The 15,373-nt window shown below is 72.3% G+C and carries 15 protein-coding genes and 1 pseudogene; 11 read left to right on the top strand and 5 right to left on the bottom strand.

Annotation, left to right across the window (positions count from 1 at the left end; translation table 11 throughout):
* The first annotated feature begins 39 nt into the window (after positions 1-39).
* Entirely contained in the window at positions 40-987 is a 948-nt protein-coding gene (locus BN2279_RS20105; RefSeq protein ID WP_079032334.1) for a bifunctional riboflavin kinase/FAD synthetase, read from the top strand.
* Between the two features lie 25 nt (positions 988-1,012).
* Here BN2279_RS20105 and BN2279_RS20100 read toward each other — a convergent pair.
* The 3 genes and pseudogenes from BN2279_RS20100 to eccE all read right to left on the bottom strand — a co-directional run.
* Positions 1,013-2,757, bottom strand: a pseudogene (locus BN2279_RS20100) (SCO5717 family growth-regulating ATPase); the annotation flags it as partial.
* Positions 2,758-2,928: 171 nt separating this feature from the next.
* Entirely contained in the window at positions 2,929-3,624 is a 696-nt protein-coding gene (locus BN2279_RS20090) for a hypothetical protein (RefSeq protein ID WP_059011603.1), read from the bottom strand.
* Entirely contained in the window at positions 3,624-4,931 is a 1,308-nt protein-coding gene (gene eccE, locus BN2279_RS20085) for a type VII secretion protein EccE (protein WP_059011601.1), read from the bottom strand. The genes BN2279_RS20090 and eccE overlap by 1 nt, the downstream gene beginning before the upstream one ends.
* Positions 4,932-5,035: 104 nt before the next feature.
* Here eccE and eccB point away from each other — a divergent pair, with 104 nt between their 5' ends.
* Together eccB and mycP are read left to right on the top strand one after the other, a co-directional pair.
* Positions 5,036-6,508: a type VII secretion protein EccB gene (gene eccB / locus BN2279_RS20080; protein WP_059011599.1), complete on the top strand. Its 1,473-nt coding sequence runs from the start codon at positions 5,036-5,038 to the stop codon at positions 6,506-6,508.
* Between the two features lie 4 nt (positions 6,509-6,512).
* Positions 6,513-7,697 (top strand): type VII secretion-associated serine protease mycosin, encoded by a 1,185-nt coding sequence (mycP, locus tag BN2279_RS20075; RefSeq protein ID WP_059011597.1) that lies wholly within the window; start codon positions 6,513-6,515, stop codon positions 7,695-7,697.
* A gap of 354 nt (positions 7,698-8,051) precedes the next feature.
* On the opposite strand, the gene BN2279_RS20070 is transcribed toward mycP, so the two are convergent.
* Both BN2279_RS20070 and BN2279_RS20065 read right to left on the bottom strand, forming a co-directional pair.
* Positions 8,052-8,321, bottom strand: coding sequence for a DUF397 domain-containing protein (locus BN2279_RS20070; protein WP_059011595.1), 270 nt, complete (start codon positions 8,319-8,321; stop codon positions 8,052-8,054).
* A 92-nt stretch (positions 8,322-8,413) separates the two neighbouring features.
* Entirely contained in the window at positions 8,414-8,689 is a 276-nt protein-coding gene (locus BN2279_RS20065; protein ID WP_059011593.1) for a hypothetical protein, read from the bottom strand.
* Positions 8,690-8,882: 193 nt separating this feature from the next.
* On the opposite strand from BN2279_RS20065, the gene BN2279_RS20060 reads away from it, so the two are divergent.
* The 8 genes from BN2279_RS20060 to BN2279_RS20025 all read left to right on the top strand — a co-directional run bounded on the left by BN2279_RS20060 (position 8,883) and on the right by BN2279_RS20025 (position 15,372).
* Complete coding sequence (locus tag BN2279_RS20060) at positions 8,883-9,281, top strand: hypothetical protein (RefSeq protein ID WP_059011590.1); 399 nt, start codon at positions 8,883-8,885, stop codon at positions 9,279-9,281.
* Between the two features lie 16 nt (positions 9,282-9,297).
* On the top strand, positions 9,298-10,644 hold the full coding sequence (locus BN2279_RS20055; RefSeq protein ID WP_059011588.1) for a hypothetical protein: 1,347 nt from the start codon (positions 9,298-9,300) through the stop codon (positions 10,642-10,644).
* Positions 10,645-10,780: 136 nt separating this feature from the next.
* Positions 10,781-11,902: a S8 family serine peptidase gene (locus BN2279_RS20050; protein ID WP_059011586.1), complete on the top strand. Its 1,122-nt coding sequence runs from the start codon at positions 10,781-10,783 to the stop codon at positions 11,900-11,902.
* A 41-nt stretch (positions 11,903-11,943) separates the two neighbouring features.
* A complete protein-coding gene (locus tag BN2279_RS20045) occupies positions 11,944-12,303 on the top strand; it encodes a WXG100 family type VII secretion target (protein WP_079032332.1) in 360 nt (119 codons plus the stop codon).
* Between the two features lie 39 nt (positions 12,304-12,342).
* Positions 12,343-12,636: a WXG100 family type VII secretion target gene (locus tag BN2279_RS20040; RefSeq protein WP_059011582.1), complete on the top strand. Its 294-nt coding sequence runs from the start codon at positions 12,343-12,345 to the stop codon at positions 12,634-12,636.
* 57 nt (positions 12,637-12,693) lie between these two features.
* The gene (locus tag BN2279_RS20035) at positions 12,694-13,056 is read left to right on the top strand and encodes a hypothetical protein (protein WP_059011580.1); all 363 of its coding nucleotides are present in this window, start codon (positions 12,694-12,696) and stop codon (positions 13,054-13,056) included.
* A gap of 185 nt (positions 13,057-13,241) precedes the next feature.
* Positions 13,242-14,819, top strand: a complete 1,578-nt coding sequence (locus tag BN2279_RS20030; RefSeq protein WP_159037288.1) for an alpha/beta hydrolase — start codon at positions 13,242-13,244, stop codon at positions 14,817-14,819.
* Between the two features lie 85 nt (positions 14,820-14,904).
* On the top strand, positions 14,905-15,372 hold the full coding sequence (locus BN2279_RS20025) for a hypothetical protein (RefSeq protein ID WP_059011576.1): 468 nt from the start codon (positions 14,905-14,907) through the stop codon (positions 15,370-15,372).
* The last annotated feature ends 1 nt before the right edge of the window (position 15,373 follow it).

Here is a 15,373-nt window from a genome sequence, read left to right as displayed (position 1 = left end):
CCGGCAGACCCACACGGAGAACAGCGAGGAGCGAGAACGGTGCAGCGCTGGCGTGACATGGAGGACATCCCCGACGACTGGGGACGCAGCGTCGTCACCATCGGTTCGTACGACGGAGTGCACCGAGGCCATCAGCTCATCATCGGCCGGGCCGTGACGATCGCCCGGGATCTCGGCGTTCCCGCCGTGGTGGTCACCTTCGACCCGCACCCGAAAGAGGTCACCCGGCCCGGCACCCATCCGCCGCTGCTCGCCACGCACGCCCGGCGGGCCGAGCTGATGGCGGGTCTCGGGGTGGACGCCGTGCTGGTGCTGCCGTTCACCCACGCGTTCTCGCAGCTCTCGCCGCAGGAATTCGTCGTCAAGCTGCTCGTGGAGAGGCTGCACGCGCGGGCGGTGGTCGAGGGTCCCAACTTCCGTTTCGGACACCGGGCCGCCGGCTCCGTGGAGACGCTGGCCTCGCTGGGCAAGACCTACGACTTCGACGTGCACGTCATCGACCTGTTCACCCCCGGTGGCGCGGGGGAGGACGAGCCGCTCTCCTCCTCGCTCGCCAGGCGGCTGATCCTGGAGGGCGACGTGACGGGCGCCTCCCGCGTGCTCGGCCGGCCGCACCGGGTCGAGGGCACCGTGGTGCACGGGGCCCACCGGGGGCGGGAGCTGGGCATCCCGACGGCGAACCTCGACACGGTCCCTTACGCGGCGGTCCCGGCGGACGGCGTCTACGCGGGATGGCTCCTCACCGAGGCGGGGGAGCGGCTGCCCGCCGCCGTCTCGGTCGGCACCAACCCGCACTTCAACGGCACGCGGCGGACCGTCGAGGCCTACGCGCTGGACCGCACCGACCTCGACCTGTACGACCAGTGGGCCGCCATCGAGTTCCGCTCCTTCGTGCGCGGCCAGGAGTCGTTCGACTCGCTGGACGCCCTGATGGAGCGGATCGCGGACGACATCCGCCGGGTGCGGGAACTGACGCGCGAGGGCTGACCCACCGGGGCCGGCCCTCGCGGCGTCACCGCGGCGGCTGCTGCGGCCAGGGGCCGGGCTGCTGCGGATACCCGTACGGGGCCTGCTGCGGGTGCTGTTGCGGCGGCTGGTGCTGCTGCGGGTAGCCGTAGCCGGGCTGTGGCTGCTGGACCGGCTGGGGGTATCCGTATCCCTCGGGAGCCTGGCCCTGAGTCTGGCCCTGGCCCTGGCCGGGCAGCGGGGGCGCCATGTGCGGCGGCATGCCGCCGTCCGGCGTCCACAGCCCCTGCTCCTGCTGGACCCGGACGAAGTCCTCGGCGATGAGCGCGGCGAGATCGAAGTACGCCTGCCGGGTCTTGGGCCGCATCAGGTCCAGATCCAGCTCGGCGCCCGCGGCCAGGTGCTCGTCGAACGGCGCCACCACCACACCCCGGCAGCGGGTGCGGAAGTGGGCCACGATGTCGTCCACCTTGACCAGCCGGCCGGTCTCCCGGACGCCGGAGATCACGGTCACGCTGCGCCGGACGAGATCCCCGTACCCGTGCGCCGAGAGCCAGTCCAGAGTGGTGCTGGCGCTGCTCGCGCCGTCGACCGAGGGCGTCGAGACGATGATGAGCTGGTGCGCGAGGTCGAGCACCCCGCGCATCGCGCTGTACAGCAGCCCGGTCCCCGAGTCGGTGAGGATGATCGGGTACTGCTTGCCCAGGACGTCGATGACGCGGCGGTAGTCCTCGTCGTTGAACGTCGTGGAGATCGCCGGGTCCACGTCGTTGGCCAGGATCTCCAGGCCGGACGGCGCCTGCGAGGTGAACCGGCGGATGTCCATGTAGCTGTTCAGATAGGGAATCGCGCCGACCAGGTCCCGGATCGTCGCACCCGTCTCGCGGCGCACTCTGCGGCCGAGCGTGCCGGCGTCGGGGTTGGCGTCGATCGCGATGACCTTGTCCTGGCGCTCGCTGGCCAGGGTGGCGCCCAGCGCCGTGGTCGTCGTGGTCTTGCCGACGCCGCCCTTGAGGCTGATGACGGCGATGCGGTAGCAGGACAGCACCGGCGTGCGGATGATCTCCAGCTTGCTCTGGCGCTCGGCGTCGGCCGACTTGCCGCCGATCCGGAACCGGGAGGAGGGCTTGCTCGCGGGTTGCGAACGCGGCTTGTTGCGCCGCTTGTCCTGGAGCAGGCGGTCGGAGGACAGCTCCACGGAGGCCGTGTAACCCAGCGCGCCGGGCTGCACCTGGCCGGGATACGGCTGCGCGGGCGGGGCCGCCTGCGGCGCCTGGGCCTGCGGTGCCTGGGCCTGGGGGAACTGCGGCTGCGCGGGCTGGGCGGGCGCCGTTCCCCCCGGCCCCGTCTTTTTTTCACACCTCCGAGCCCACAATAAAGTCAGAAACTGCCAGCTGGGGGGGCGGGGGAGGGGGAGTGGAGGGGTGCGGGCGTGGGCGGGGCGGCCGGAGGGGGGGCGGGCGGCGCGGCCCGCGGGCCGTCGGCCCGCGCGGCACCGCCGAACCGCGTCGTCTCCCCGCTCACCACGTCCCCGGACCCCGGCACGGGCGGCTCCGGCATGGCGGCGGGCTGAGGCTCCGGCGCGGACGGCTCCGGCGTCGGCGCCTCCGGCGCCGGCTGCGCGGGGGCGGCGGCGCCGCCCGTCGCGGCACCGCCCCCCGAGTACCAGGCGGGCGGCGTGTAGTCGATGGTGAACTGCCCCGTGTTGTCCGAGTCCTCCTCGAGGAGCTCGTCATCGGGGCGTTCACCGGCGGAGGTCTCCTCCGCGGTGCGAGCCCTGTCCCGGTCGCTGGTCACGACGCCTCCCGCTACTGGTATTGCCTACTGCTCCGCACCCCGTGGGCCGCCGCGCGCGAGACGGGCCGGGCCCCCGGGCGGTTCCCCCGCCGTGGGCTCAGGTCCTTGCCCCTACGACACTGGTGCCGCGCCCACCCTCACCCTAATCGTCCCCCGGGTGCTCCCCTAGACCTGCCCTCCCCCGGTACCGGGGTCGAGGCGGCTCGGATTCCCCAGCAGTCCCGTCTCGCTGTCCGTCGGGACCGTCCGGACCATGCGCCGCGACGTCCGGGTGCACCACAGCGTCACGTTCTCGGCGAAGGTCGACAAAGCGTCCACCTGCGTCTCCGGCAGCGCCATGATCCGGCCTATCAGCCGCGCCTCCTCGGGCGACACCTGCTGCACCCCCACCAGCGCGGCCCGTTCGACCAGCCGGGGGGCCACCGGGCTCACATAGGGCAGCAGCGTCAGCACCGGCTGCCAGGGCGCGGACGCCACCCGCCCGCGCGGCGGCCGGATGCCGCAGTCCCGGATGACCAGCACCGGGCTGCCCAGGGTGGCGCCGAGCGGCGGCACCTTGCCGACCTCGTGCAGCGTCATGCACTCCAGGCCGCCGTTCGCCGCCTGCGCCAGCCGCGTCCACACCTGGGGACGGCCGGTCTCGACGGCCACCCGCACCCCGGTCGCGACGGCGCGCAGCGCCAGCACGTTCGCCATCCACACGCCCCCGATGAGCACCATGTCGAACGGCACCGGATGGTGAATGCCCAGCACCGCCGGCCTGGACCTGCCGTCCACGCCCACGATGATGCCGTCGTCGCCCACCGGCAGCGAGAGCGCCGCCAGGTCCCCGGCCGGGAACACATGCCCCGCGCGCGCCATCAGCGGGCACCACCCAGCGGCAACGTGGCCTGCACGCCCGACAACTGCCGCCGGTCCATCCGCGCCAGCCCCACCCCGGCGGCACGCGCGGCCCGCCACAACTGCTCGTCGGCGGCCCGCAACTCGCCCTCGCCCCGCCCGGTGATCCGCACATGGCCGCTCACCTCGGCCGACCCGCGCCCGCGCCGCCGCAGCGTCAGCGCGAACGTCGTGGCGAACGCGGGCAGCGACGTCAGCAGCGCCACCAGCCCCGGCAGCGGCGTCGCGCCGGGCCCGAGCAGCGGCCAGCGCGCCACCCGGAACGTCGTGTGCCACCGGTCGTCGCACCGCCAGACGCGCGGCTCCTCGACCGTCCGCCGGGGATGCGGACCGTCGCCCCGGCCGCGCAGCGTCGTCGCCGCCGGGTCGGAACCTGCGCACGCGGCGACCGCCGACAGCAACTCGGCCTGGGTGAGCACCGTCGCGGTGAAACCCGCCCCGGTCAGCCGGCTCGCCAACTGGTCGGCCGCCCGCGTCAGGCAGCGCTGCGCGCCGACCAGACCGCCGCCGCGTTCGGCGATCGCGCCCGGGCACAACTCGGGATCCAGCCGCAGCGCCACCCATGTCAGCCGCAGCGCCGGCACACCGGCGCCCGGCTCCTGGAGCAGCGCGTAACTCGTGCCGGCCACCGACCGCTCCGGCAGCATCGGCGCCGGAGCCGGCTGGGTGTACTGCACCGACTGCACGGACTCCAGGCTGATGCCGTCGGTCTCCAGCGCCGCGTGGAGCAGCGACAACGGCAACGGCCTGACCGCGTGCCCCGGCTGCAACGGCGTCGGCGCGGCCTCCACCCGCAGCACCGCCGTCAGCGTCCCGCCGTCGCCGGCCATGCCCACCTCGCGCCGCTCCCGGCGGTCCGGCCCGCCCGGCGCGGCGAACGCGTGACCGAGCAGCCCGGGGCGGCACTCGGCGGCCAGCGAGAACAGCGGGTCCTCGCCCGGCGGCAGCGGTATCCGCGCCTGCCACCGCCTGCGCCGCAGCGCCAGCGCGGAGCCGATCCACGCCGGCAGCGACTCGCCCTGCCGCCAGGCCACGCACACCAGCACCAGCAGCGCGGCGGGCACCACGGCCAGCGCGCCCAGCGGCGGGCTCTCCGCGGCCACGCCCAGGAGCACCAGCGCGCCCACGCCCTGGAGGCACAGCAGCGGCCACAGCGGGAGCGGCCCGCCAGGCCCCGGCAGGGACCTCGGCGCCACGCGCCGGTCCGACCGGTCCGGCCCCGCCGTCGCGGGCGCGGCCGTCGTGGTCGTGGTCGTGGTCGTCGCCATCGTGGGCCCCCCTCCTGACCGTGATCGCTCCGTCACCCGGCATAGTAGAGGCCCGCACTGACGAAGCGTTCACGGGTACGGGCACGGGGGAGGGAGCGGCACCGATGGCGTCGCGCAAGGACGAGCTGAACGCCTACACGTTCGCGAAACGGCGGACCGTCGCGGCCTTCCTGCGGCCCGCGCCGACCGTCACCGGGGAGGACGCGCCGCGCCCGCTGCGCGCCGTGCTCCCCGGGATGATCGTCGGCGCGCTGATCGTGGCCGGATTCGGGGCGTGGGGGATGTTCCGCCCGTCCGTCCCCGAGGGCTGGGACGAGCCGGGCGAGAACGTCATCATCGGCAGCGACTCCACCACCCGGTACGTGGTGCTGGAGACCGACGGCCGGGCGCAGCTCCACCCCGTCCTCAACCTGTCCTCCGCGCGGCTCCTGCTGGACGATCCGTCCGACCTGAGCATCGTGAGCGTCGACGAGGAGGAGCTCGACAGCGGGACGATCCCGCGCGGCCCCACCCTCGGCATCCCGTACGCCCCCGACCGTCTGCCCTCCGCCGAGGAGGCCGCCGAGGCCAAGCGCTGGGCCGTCTGCGAGCAGCCGGGCAGCGGCGCGAACGCCGTTCAGCGGGCCGTGTTCGTCCTCGCGGACCGCGACGCGCAGCGCGTCGAGGGCCCCGGCCGACTGACCGGCGGCGACGTGCTGTTCGTCCGCTCCACCGGGGAGGATCAGGCGCTGTACCTGGTGGACCCGGCGGGCACCAAGTACCGCCTCGACGAGCGCGGCGAGGACCTGGACCTGCTGCTGCGGCTGCTCACCCGGGGCGACCCGCAGCCGGTCGGCGAGGAGTGGCTGGCCACCCTGCCCGAGGGGACCCCGATCGCCTACCCCGACCTGCCCGGCACCGTCGGCGCCCCGGCCGGGGTCCCCGGCCTCGTCCCGGAGGCCGACGTCGTCGGCACGGTCCTGCGCGCCACGACGGGCGGCGGCCCGCAGCAGTACGTCGTGCTGCCGGGACAGGTCGTGCCCGTCTCCGACTTCACCGCGCGACTGCTCCTCGGCAGCCGGGCCCTCGATCCCCTCGGCCAGGCGGGCGAGCCGCTCGACATCGGTGCCGCGGGATTCGTTCCCGCACCGCCGGAGGAGGCCCTCGACCACGGCCTCGACTGGCCCACCGAGCCCGTCCGGCAGGTCAACGACGGCTCCCGCGACACCCTCTGCTCCGTCCTGCTCTCCGTGGACGGCGACGGCGGCACGGAACAGGCGGTCTGGGCGGGCGACGCCTACCCCGCCCCCGTCGCCCCGGGCGCCACCACCGCGTACGTCACCCCCGGCACCGGCCTGCTCTACCGCCAGATGCAGGGCGAGGAGACCGGCGCGGGCGGCGTCTTCCTCACCACCGACACCGGCCTGCGGTACGCCGTCCAGGCCACCGCCACCGGCGAGGAGGAAACGGACCAGGCCCAGCTCAAGCTCGGCTACGGGGACGTCACCCCGGTCCCCGTGCCCGCGAGCTGGTCCACGCTGCTGCCGACCGGGCCCCGCCTGGACATCGACAGCGCCCGGCAGCCCCAGGGGTCGTGAGCCCGTGACCCTCTCCCGAGCAGCCCGCGCGGCGGCGGCCCTCGGCCTGGCCGCCGCCCTCGGCGTCACCGGCGCCCCCGCCGCCGACGCGGCCGGCGCCGCGTGCACGTTCCCCGCCGAGCCCATCGAGGAGCGCCCCTGGTCGCTCCAGCGCCTCCTGTTCGACGAGCTGTGGGAGCACACGCGCGGCGAGAACGTGCGCGTCGCCGTCATCGACTCCGGCGTCGACACCGCCAACCCCCAGCTCACCGGGGCCGTGGACGCCGCCTCCGGCACCGACTTCCTCCAGGACGCCGAAGGCGGGCCCACCACCGACCCGGTCGGCCACGGCACCAAGGTGGCGGGCATCATCGCCGCCCGCCCGAGCGACGACACCGGGTTCGTCGGCCTGGCGCCCGGGGCGACGATCATCCCCATCCGGCAGAACGACGCCGAGGGCAGCGGCAGCGTCGCGACCCTCGCCCAGTCCATCGAGTACGCCATCGGCCAGGGCGCCCACATCATCAACATCTCCCAGGACAGCGAGGGGACGCCCACCCCCGACTCCGCGCTGGAACAGGCCGTCGCCCACGCGCTGGCCGAGGACATCGTCGTCATCGCCTCGGTGGGCAACGAGGGCGCCGACGGCCGTCTCCGCGAGACCTACCCGGCCGCGTACGACGGGGTGCTGGCCGTCGCCGCCTCCGACCGCAACAACGAGCGCGCCCCGTTCTCCCAGGCCGGCGACTTCGTCGGCATCGCCGCCCCGGGCGTGGACATCGTCTCCACCGTCCCCCTCGGCGGCCAGTGCGTGGACAACGGCACCAGCTTCGCCGCGCCCTACGTCGCGGGCGTCGCGGCCCTGCTGCGCGCCGAGCACCCGGACTGGACCGCGGCGCAGATCGTCACCCAGCTCCAGCAGACGGCGGAGCGCGCCGTTCCCGGCCCGGACCCGTACGTCGGGTGGGGCGTGGTGGACCCGGTCCGGGCCGTGACGGAGGACGACGTCGCGCCCGCCGAGGCACCCGTCCCCGACGAGGGCCTCGCCGCCGCGCCCGCCCCCGAGGTGCCGGACGTGGTGCTCGGCGAGACCCACGCCGAACGGGCCGAACGGCTCGGCACGTTCGCCGTGCTGGCCACCGCCCTCCTGGTCGCCGTCGTCGCGGGCGCCGCCCTCGTCCACCGCGACCGACGACGCCGCGCCCGCTGAGAAACCGGCGGCGGTGAACAGCGTGCCCGGGACCGACGCGACCTGGACGCGGGACGAACCGGCCCACGCTCGGTTCCGAACATCCCGCGAGGGGACGGCCGACATCACCCGCGTGCGGGCCGCACCGACCGCCCGACTTCCGGAAGACGCGGGCGCTCGACCGCACCGCCCGCGCGCTCCGCCCCGGTCCGCGGCCGGCGCGGCCGGGAGTCCCGCCCTGGGCCACACGACGGACGACGACGCGGGCCACATCCGCGCCGAGCACAGCACCTGCCGCCAGCTCCTGGAACCGACGCCGCGGACCGCCGGCAGGGCCGCCTCTTCGGCGCCCGCACGTGCGTCAAGCGGTGACCGTCACTCCACGTCGATGTCGAACTCGCCGTCCCGCGCCCCCAGCACGAACGCCTCCCACTCGGCCGCGGTGAACCGCAGCACGGTGTCGGGATCCTTCGAGTTCCGCATGCCGACGGCGCCGCCCGGCAGATAGGCGATCTCCACCTTCTCGTCCTCCGGGCCCCCGGGCGCGCTGAGCCACTCCACGCCCGAGATGTCCAGGGCGTACAGCTCGTTCTTCTCACGCTCCTTGCGCGCGGCGATCTCTTCCGGGGTCTCGGTCGTGGCCATCGGCGCACTTTCCCTTCGCTCGGCGGGACTTGGGACACAGGGACGCCCCACCGTGATCGTAGCGCGGCTCACCGTCACCGGACCGCTCCCGGCTAGAAGCTCCGCAGCCACCAGTCGGCACCGAGGACCAGCACGAAACCGGCGACGAGCACGGCCATCCCCAGCCGGGTCCGGCCGCGCCGGCTCATCTCGATCACGGCGCCGGAGAGGATGAACGCGGCACCGTACAGACCTATGGACTGCAGGGACGAGCCGTCACCGAGCTGTATGACGAGCACCACCGCCATCGCGACCATCGCCACACCGGCGATGCCCATCCGCAGCCGACGGGCCTGACGCGGGGTGAGTCCCTGCTGTGTCGATGTCACGGCAGCAGCATAAGCGTTCGGTCCCCACCCACCCCTCGTCCGTCCGGCGCAATCGGCAGACGATCTGATCTTCGCCACAACTACGCCTCTGCCGACGGGTGTTCACACATCTGCCTTGCGCGGCTGTCGGCGCGACCGCTTAGGATGGGTGGCCCACGGTGACTGAGGGGGCACGACCTGTGGAAGGGGTGGGATGAGCGATCCGTACCAGCCGACGGGCCAGCCCGATCTACGTCTCGCGGACGGGGAGCTCGCCGACTTCGTCAACTGGCTGAACGACTGCCTGCGCTCTCTGCGCGACTCGGGGCTGAACCCCGACGAGATCGGGCGGCTCGGCACGGCCGTCCATCAATTCGGCGACCTCGCGGCGGCGGGTGAGATCTACGCGCGCTACGAGGATGTCCGGGGCCGTCTGGAGCGCTTCGCGCGCGCCCAGCAGGACGCGATCGAACTGCTGGGCATCGCGACCCAGTTGGCGGAACGCGACTACGTGGCCACCGACGCCGCCCAGGTGGACCGACTGCGGGAGATCATGGCGAACTTCGAATCGCTGTACGCCGAGGACGGCGGCGCGCCCGCCACGGAGCGGTGACGGGGAGGGACGGATTTTGAGCGAGTTCGAGAACCACTCGCACGCACAACTGGCGGCGATGATCGCCGACGCCAACCCCGAGGCCCTGACGGACCGGGCGCACTTCCTGTGCGACATCGCCCCCTATTTCTTCGAGGTGGGCCAAGTGATCGCGACCCGGATGGACAATCTGGAGTGGCAGGGCGAGGCGGCCGACGCGATCCGCGCGTGGGGAGAGCACTTCCGCCGCGAATCCCTGGCCCTCAGCACCTACGCGACGATCATCGGCAAGAGCATGCTGGACGCCGGCGCCGCGCTCTCCGAGGCCCGTGCGACCATGCCCCCGGTCCTGTCTCCCGCGTTGCCCACGGCCGAGGAGACGACCCCGTTCGATCAGGTGATGGGCGAGACGCACCGGCAGGACGCCATTCAGGCGCTGACGGTCCTCTCCTCCCGCTACCGCACGGCCGTCGAGTCGATGACAGCGGCGGAGGAACCACGGTTCCAGCCGGTGGGCGTGGCCGAGGACGACATCATGGTGCCGGAAGGGAGCGGAGGGTCCGGTGGCCTCCCGTCCGGCGGTGGTCAGTCGTACGGCAGCCCGTCAGCCCCGGCAGGGGCGCCTGCGTCGGGCAATGGAGTCGCGGATGCGCCGACCGGTTCCCCACTGGAGTACACGCGCGAGCCGGAGGCGGTCGACCCCGGAGGGGTCGGAGCCATCACGACGCCCGGCACGGTGGCGCCTGTTGACAGCCGAATCGGGACGTCCCTGGAATCCGTGGGGCCTGTTCCCGACGTACTGGCCCCCACGTCGCCGTCGGGTAATCCCGCACCATCCGCTCCGCCTCCGGCCGCGCAGCCCACCGTGGGAGTGCCGCAGGGCCTCCCGCCGATCGCCCCGGGCGTCGGGCGCTCACTTCCGGGGCAGAGCACCACATCTCGGGCGAATCCCCAGGCCGTCGGTCGTCACTCCGTGCCCGGCGTCAGTTCTTCAGGCCCGGACGCCCACCCGTCCGCGCGTCCGACCGCCCAGGTCGTGAGTTCCGGAGCACAGACACCTCTGGTGGGGCGGCCTCCCATGGCCGGTATGCCTGGTGCCCCCGGAGCGATGTCGCACCTGCCGGGCCCCCGGGGCGTCGTCGGCGGCATCGCGCGTCCGGCGGAGAGGCTGACCCGTGGCATCCCGCAGGGCATGGCCATCGGTTCCGGTGCCGTTCCGGCGGTACGGGATCCCGTGACGGGAGCGGTGCGCGGAGCGGGAGGCGGTCCCGTCGGGACGCCGACCGGCCGCCATGTCCCCATCTCGCGGGCGGCCGTGCCGACGGGCCGCCGCCGACGTGGTGACAGGCGGGAAGACAGCGACCAACCGGGGAAGGACACCTGAGTACATGCCGCACCGACCAACCGCCCTTTCACCTGGCGGCCGGGCCGTTGCCTTCTCGCTGACCTCGGCGGTCCTGGGCGTTCTGGCGTTAGTGCCTCAAGCCGTGGCGGCCGAAGGTCCCCAGGATCCCTGGTACATGGACACCTGGCGGATCGAAGAAGTGTGGGAGCACGCGCGCGGGGAGGGAATCACCGTCGCCGTCATCGACGGCGGGGTGGACAGCTCAAGGCCCGAGCTCGCGGGTCAGGTACTCGACGGCGAGGACTTCAACTGGGGCCCCGACGGAGCCCACTTCGACAAGACAGGTCACGGCACCTTGATGTCGGCCCTCATCGCGGGCACCGGCGCGGGCGGGGGGATACAAGGTCTCGCACCCGAGGCCAAGATCCTCCCTCTCCGGGTGACGGATGAACTGACCTTCGACTTCGGCTCTGAGGCACGCATTGCCACCGCCATCGAGTACGCCGTCGAGGAAGGCGCACAGGTCATCAGCATCTCCTTGGCGGGGGACGAACTCGGTGCGGACCGGGAGATCGTCGACGCGGCGATCGCGGAGGCAGCCCGCCAGGACGTGCTCATCTTCGCGGGAGTTGGCAACGAGGGAGACACCGAGAACAGGTCTCTCTTCCCCGCCGCTCGCGAGGGCATCGTCGGCGTGGCGGCGGTCGACCGGAACGGGGACCACGCCCGCTACTCGAACCATGGCGTGCAGGTGGCCCTCGCGGCGCCCGGCGACGATGTCCCGACCTACTGTCCGCTCCTCGACGGCGACCCGTGCCTGGTGAGCGAGGGCGGCACGAGCGCGGCCACCGCCCTCGCCGCCGGGGCCGCCGCGTTGGTGCGGTCGGCGCATCCGGACTGGACGAAGAATCAGGTCCTCCGCGCCATGATGGAGACGGCCGATGCCCCGGAAGGCGGTCGTGACGACTACGTCGGCCACGGCATGATCCGCCCCGACCGGATTCTCCTCGACGGCACGGTCGATCCGGGGGACCCGGGCACCAACCCGCTCTTCGCGGAGTACGAGGCCACCCTCGACCCACCCGTCTCCCCGGAGCCCCAGCCCGAGCCGGAGCCGTCGGAGGCGGAAGCCCAGGAGGAACAACCGGCTCCGTCCGAGAACCAGGCGGCGGCAACCGGTGGGGGGGACGACGGAATCGGCCCCTGGGCCCTGGCCGGTGGCGCGGGGGTTCTCCTGGTGGCCGGGATCCTGACGGCGGTGATCCTCAACCGGCGGCGCGACACGACGTCCGTCTGAACACAAGCGCGCGGCAACGATAACCACGAAAGGGGAAGTACATGTCTGACTCCGTGTCCGGCAGTGACCTGCATCTGAGTGATGAACAGATCCGTCTGCTGCTCAACGCGCTCGACCAGGAGATCGGGCTCCTCAACACGAGCCACGGCAAGCTGTCGGCCGCGACCGACCAGGTCGCCACCGGATGGGCGGGCGACGCGTCCCGGCAGTTCTACTCCGGGCAGACCGACGCCAACTTCAATCTGAACCGGTTGATCAAGGCCCTGGAGAACCTGCGCACCCTCGTCGAGATGAGCCGTAACGACTTCTCGGAGGCCGAGCAGGAGCAGATCTCCGGCATGAGGATCGCCCAGTCCGGCCTCCAGGACATGGGCAACCCCACCATCGACAGCCTCGCGTGACGCCATACCGACCGTCCGAGGAACAGGAAGGGAAGCACCATGGGTGACATCAGTGTCGTGTACGAGGCCCTCAACTCCGGATCCGAGGGGTTGATGGCCGAGGAGAGGCAGCTCCTGGAGCGCATGGTCGCGCTGCGGAGCGCCCTCCGGGACGCCGCGGCCGGCTGGGACGGCGAGGCGATGCGCGCCTTCGAGGCGAACATGCGGGTCTTCGACGAGGAGCTGGGCAAGCTGAGCGTCGTGCTGGCCAAGACGGGCAGCGCGCTGGACACGGCGGGAGCCTCCTACCGCAGCGTCGATCTGAGGAACGCCGGCCGCCTGATGGGCGGGTGACGCGGCGACACCGGTATCCGGCGCGGGGCCGCGCGCCCGTGATCGGGAGGGGAGGCCATGTCCTGGAGTGACCAGGGAGGTCCGGGCACACCGGATCTGAACATCGGGGCGGACGCGCTGCGCCGGCTTTCCGGCCACGCCGACACCCAGGTGGAGGAGATGACGGAGATCGTCGGCGATCTGCACTCGGACGAGCACCGATCGTCGACGGAACCGACTCTCGCGGACCTGGAGTCCGCCGTCGCGATGGGGCGGGTGCGGGCGAGCTGGGAGCGGCGACTGGCCGACCTGCTGGCCGAGTGCCGGCGATTACAGGAGGAGTTCCACCTCGTCGCCACCGGTTTCGAGGGCACCGAGACGGAGATCGAGGGGCTGTTCCGGCGGGAGCCGGTCCCTCGTGAGCCGGGAGGTTCTCTGTGACGATCACGGTCAGCCGCCTGCGGGATCTGCGCCTGACCGTGTACAGCGGGGAGGCGAATCTCTTCGGCCGCGTCCAGCGAACGGCCGAGCGGCTGCGTGACCACGTGGAACAGCGGATGACGCCCGAACTCGACGCGGGAGAGGGCGAGACGGCCGTCGCCGCCCATGGGCGGCTGAGAGTGCTCATGGACAACCACCACTTCACGCGCGTCCAGTGCACACTCGTGGAGACCGCGCTCACCTGCCTCGTCGAGGAACTGACCGTGGCGCGGAACGAATTACACCTGGCCCTGGACGACGCGTCGGCATGCGGTTACGAGGTCGCCGACGACGGAAGCGTCACCTATCCGCCGGTGGTCGGCGATGCCGACGCGGCCGGGTACGAAGGCGGTCGCGTCACTCCGGTGCCATCCACTCAGGTGGGCATCAACCCGGGGGCACCCCTCCCGCCGAACCCGCACATCGAGGAGGCGCGACGAATCGCCAACCGGGTGGGCGAGGCGCTCCGGGCGGCGGAAACGGCTGACACCGCCTACGCCCAGGCCCTGGCACGGCTGGAGACCTCCGGCGGCCTGTCCGTCACCGACGCGATGTGGGAGGACACCGGCCAGGACACCAGTGCCCTGGCCGGCGCCGTCGGTTCTCTTCACGCCCCCGAGCCCCCGAACGGGCTGTCCCCGCAGGAGAACCGCGCATGGTGGGACGGTCTGACAACGCGCGAGAAGGACTTCTGCCTCGCGCTTCATCCGGCGGAGATCGGAGCCCTGGACGGGCTGCCCGCCGAGGTGCGGGACATGGGCAACCGCGCCGTGCTGGAGGTGGAACAGGGGCGCCTCGGCGGGCTGCTCGCGGAGCACATGGCGGGCAGGCCCGGCGAGGACTCCGAGGAGTGGGACCAGTGGAACGACGAGTCGGAGCGGCTGTCCGGCCAGTTGCGGGGAATCGAGGACATCCAGGCACGCTTCGAGCAGACCGGGGTGGGCGGCCTGCCCGAGGCGTACCTTCTCGGATTCAGTACCGAGGGCGACGGGCGCGTCATCATCGCCAACGGCAATCCGGATTCGGCGGATCACACGGCCGTGTACGTTCCCGGTACCAGCACCGACCTCACCGAAATCAACAGTGACATCACGCGCGCCACCCAGCTCTGGAGAGAAAGCGATTCTCTCACCGATGGCACCGTGTCCACGGTCATGTGGTACGGATATGACGCGCCGGACGAGTTGACGGACGCGGCATACCAGGACGACGCGCGGGACGCGGCACCGCTGCTGAACGGATTCCTCGACGGGCTCACGGCGGCGCAGGGCGGTGCGGAGAACAGCCACACCACCGTCATCGGCCACAGCTACGGCAGCACGGTCATCGGGGCGGCCACGCAGGAAGCGCCTGTCGCGGCCGACGACATCATCGCTGTCGGCAGCCCCGGCATGCTGGTGCACAAGGCGGATGACCTGGGAGTCGGCGAGGAACACGTCTGGTCCCTGGCCGCGTCCGTCTGGGACGACCCGGTGCCGTTGGCGGGCATCCTCCATGGTGAGAACGACTTCGGATTCGATGTGGAGCGTGGTTTCGGCGGGATACCCCTGCCCGATTTCGATTTCGATCTCGTGCCGAATGTGCCGTCGAGTGAGGATTTCGGTGCCACCATCATGGTGACGGACTCCGGCCATCACGGTGGCTATTGGGATAAGGATTCCGAGAGTCTGATGAATCAGTCCCGGGTGATCGTCGGCGCGTACGGGGACGTGGTGCGGGAATGAGGAAAGCGTGGTGAATCACCGGAAGGTGAGCAGGCTGTCGGCCGGGGTATTTTTCCTTTTGTGCAGTGTCGTGGGGTGTTCGGATGTGAGCGGACAGGACGGCGAGTCCCAGGCGGCGCCGACCGTGAAGTCGGTGGACGACGCCCGGGCGGAGGCGAGTGACGTCTCCAGCCGCATTCTCGATGTGGCCGCGATCCAGGGGCAGGTGTCCGAACCGGGCCCCGGCGTGGGGATCTGCGAGGACGACCCCGAGAAAGAGCGTCTGTACACGATGGACCACCCGTGGTCTGTCTCGGGACTGCCGCGTCGGACGCTCGAGGAGGCCATGGACCGGCTGCGGGCGGAACTCCCGCGGGAAGGCTGGGAGATCCTCGAGGACGGTGAACTGGACAACGCGAACCGCACGCCCCGCATCCTCTTCGAGAACACCCGGATCGAGTACGCGGCTCATGTGACGATCGAGGGCGGCGACGACGACCCCCGGCTCCATGTCTCGTTGGTGTCCGCGTGTTTCAGCACGCCGGAGGGGGAGAGCCCGCGCAACGAGTACTGAC

It is taken from the genome of Streptomyces specialis, from assembly GCF_001493375.1.
Taxonomy (GTDB): Bacteria; Actinomycetota; Actinomycetes; order Streptomycetales; family Streptomycetaceae; genus Streptomyces; species Streptomyces specialis.
The sequence above is the reverse complement of the archived record's forward strand: the minus strand, read 5'-3'. Positions and strand labels throughout refer to the sequence as shown.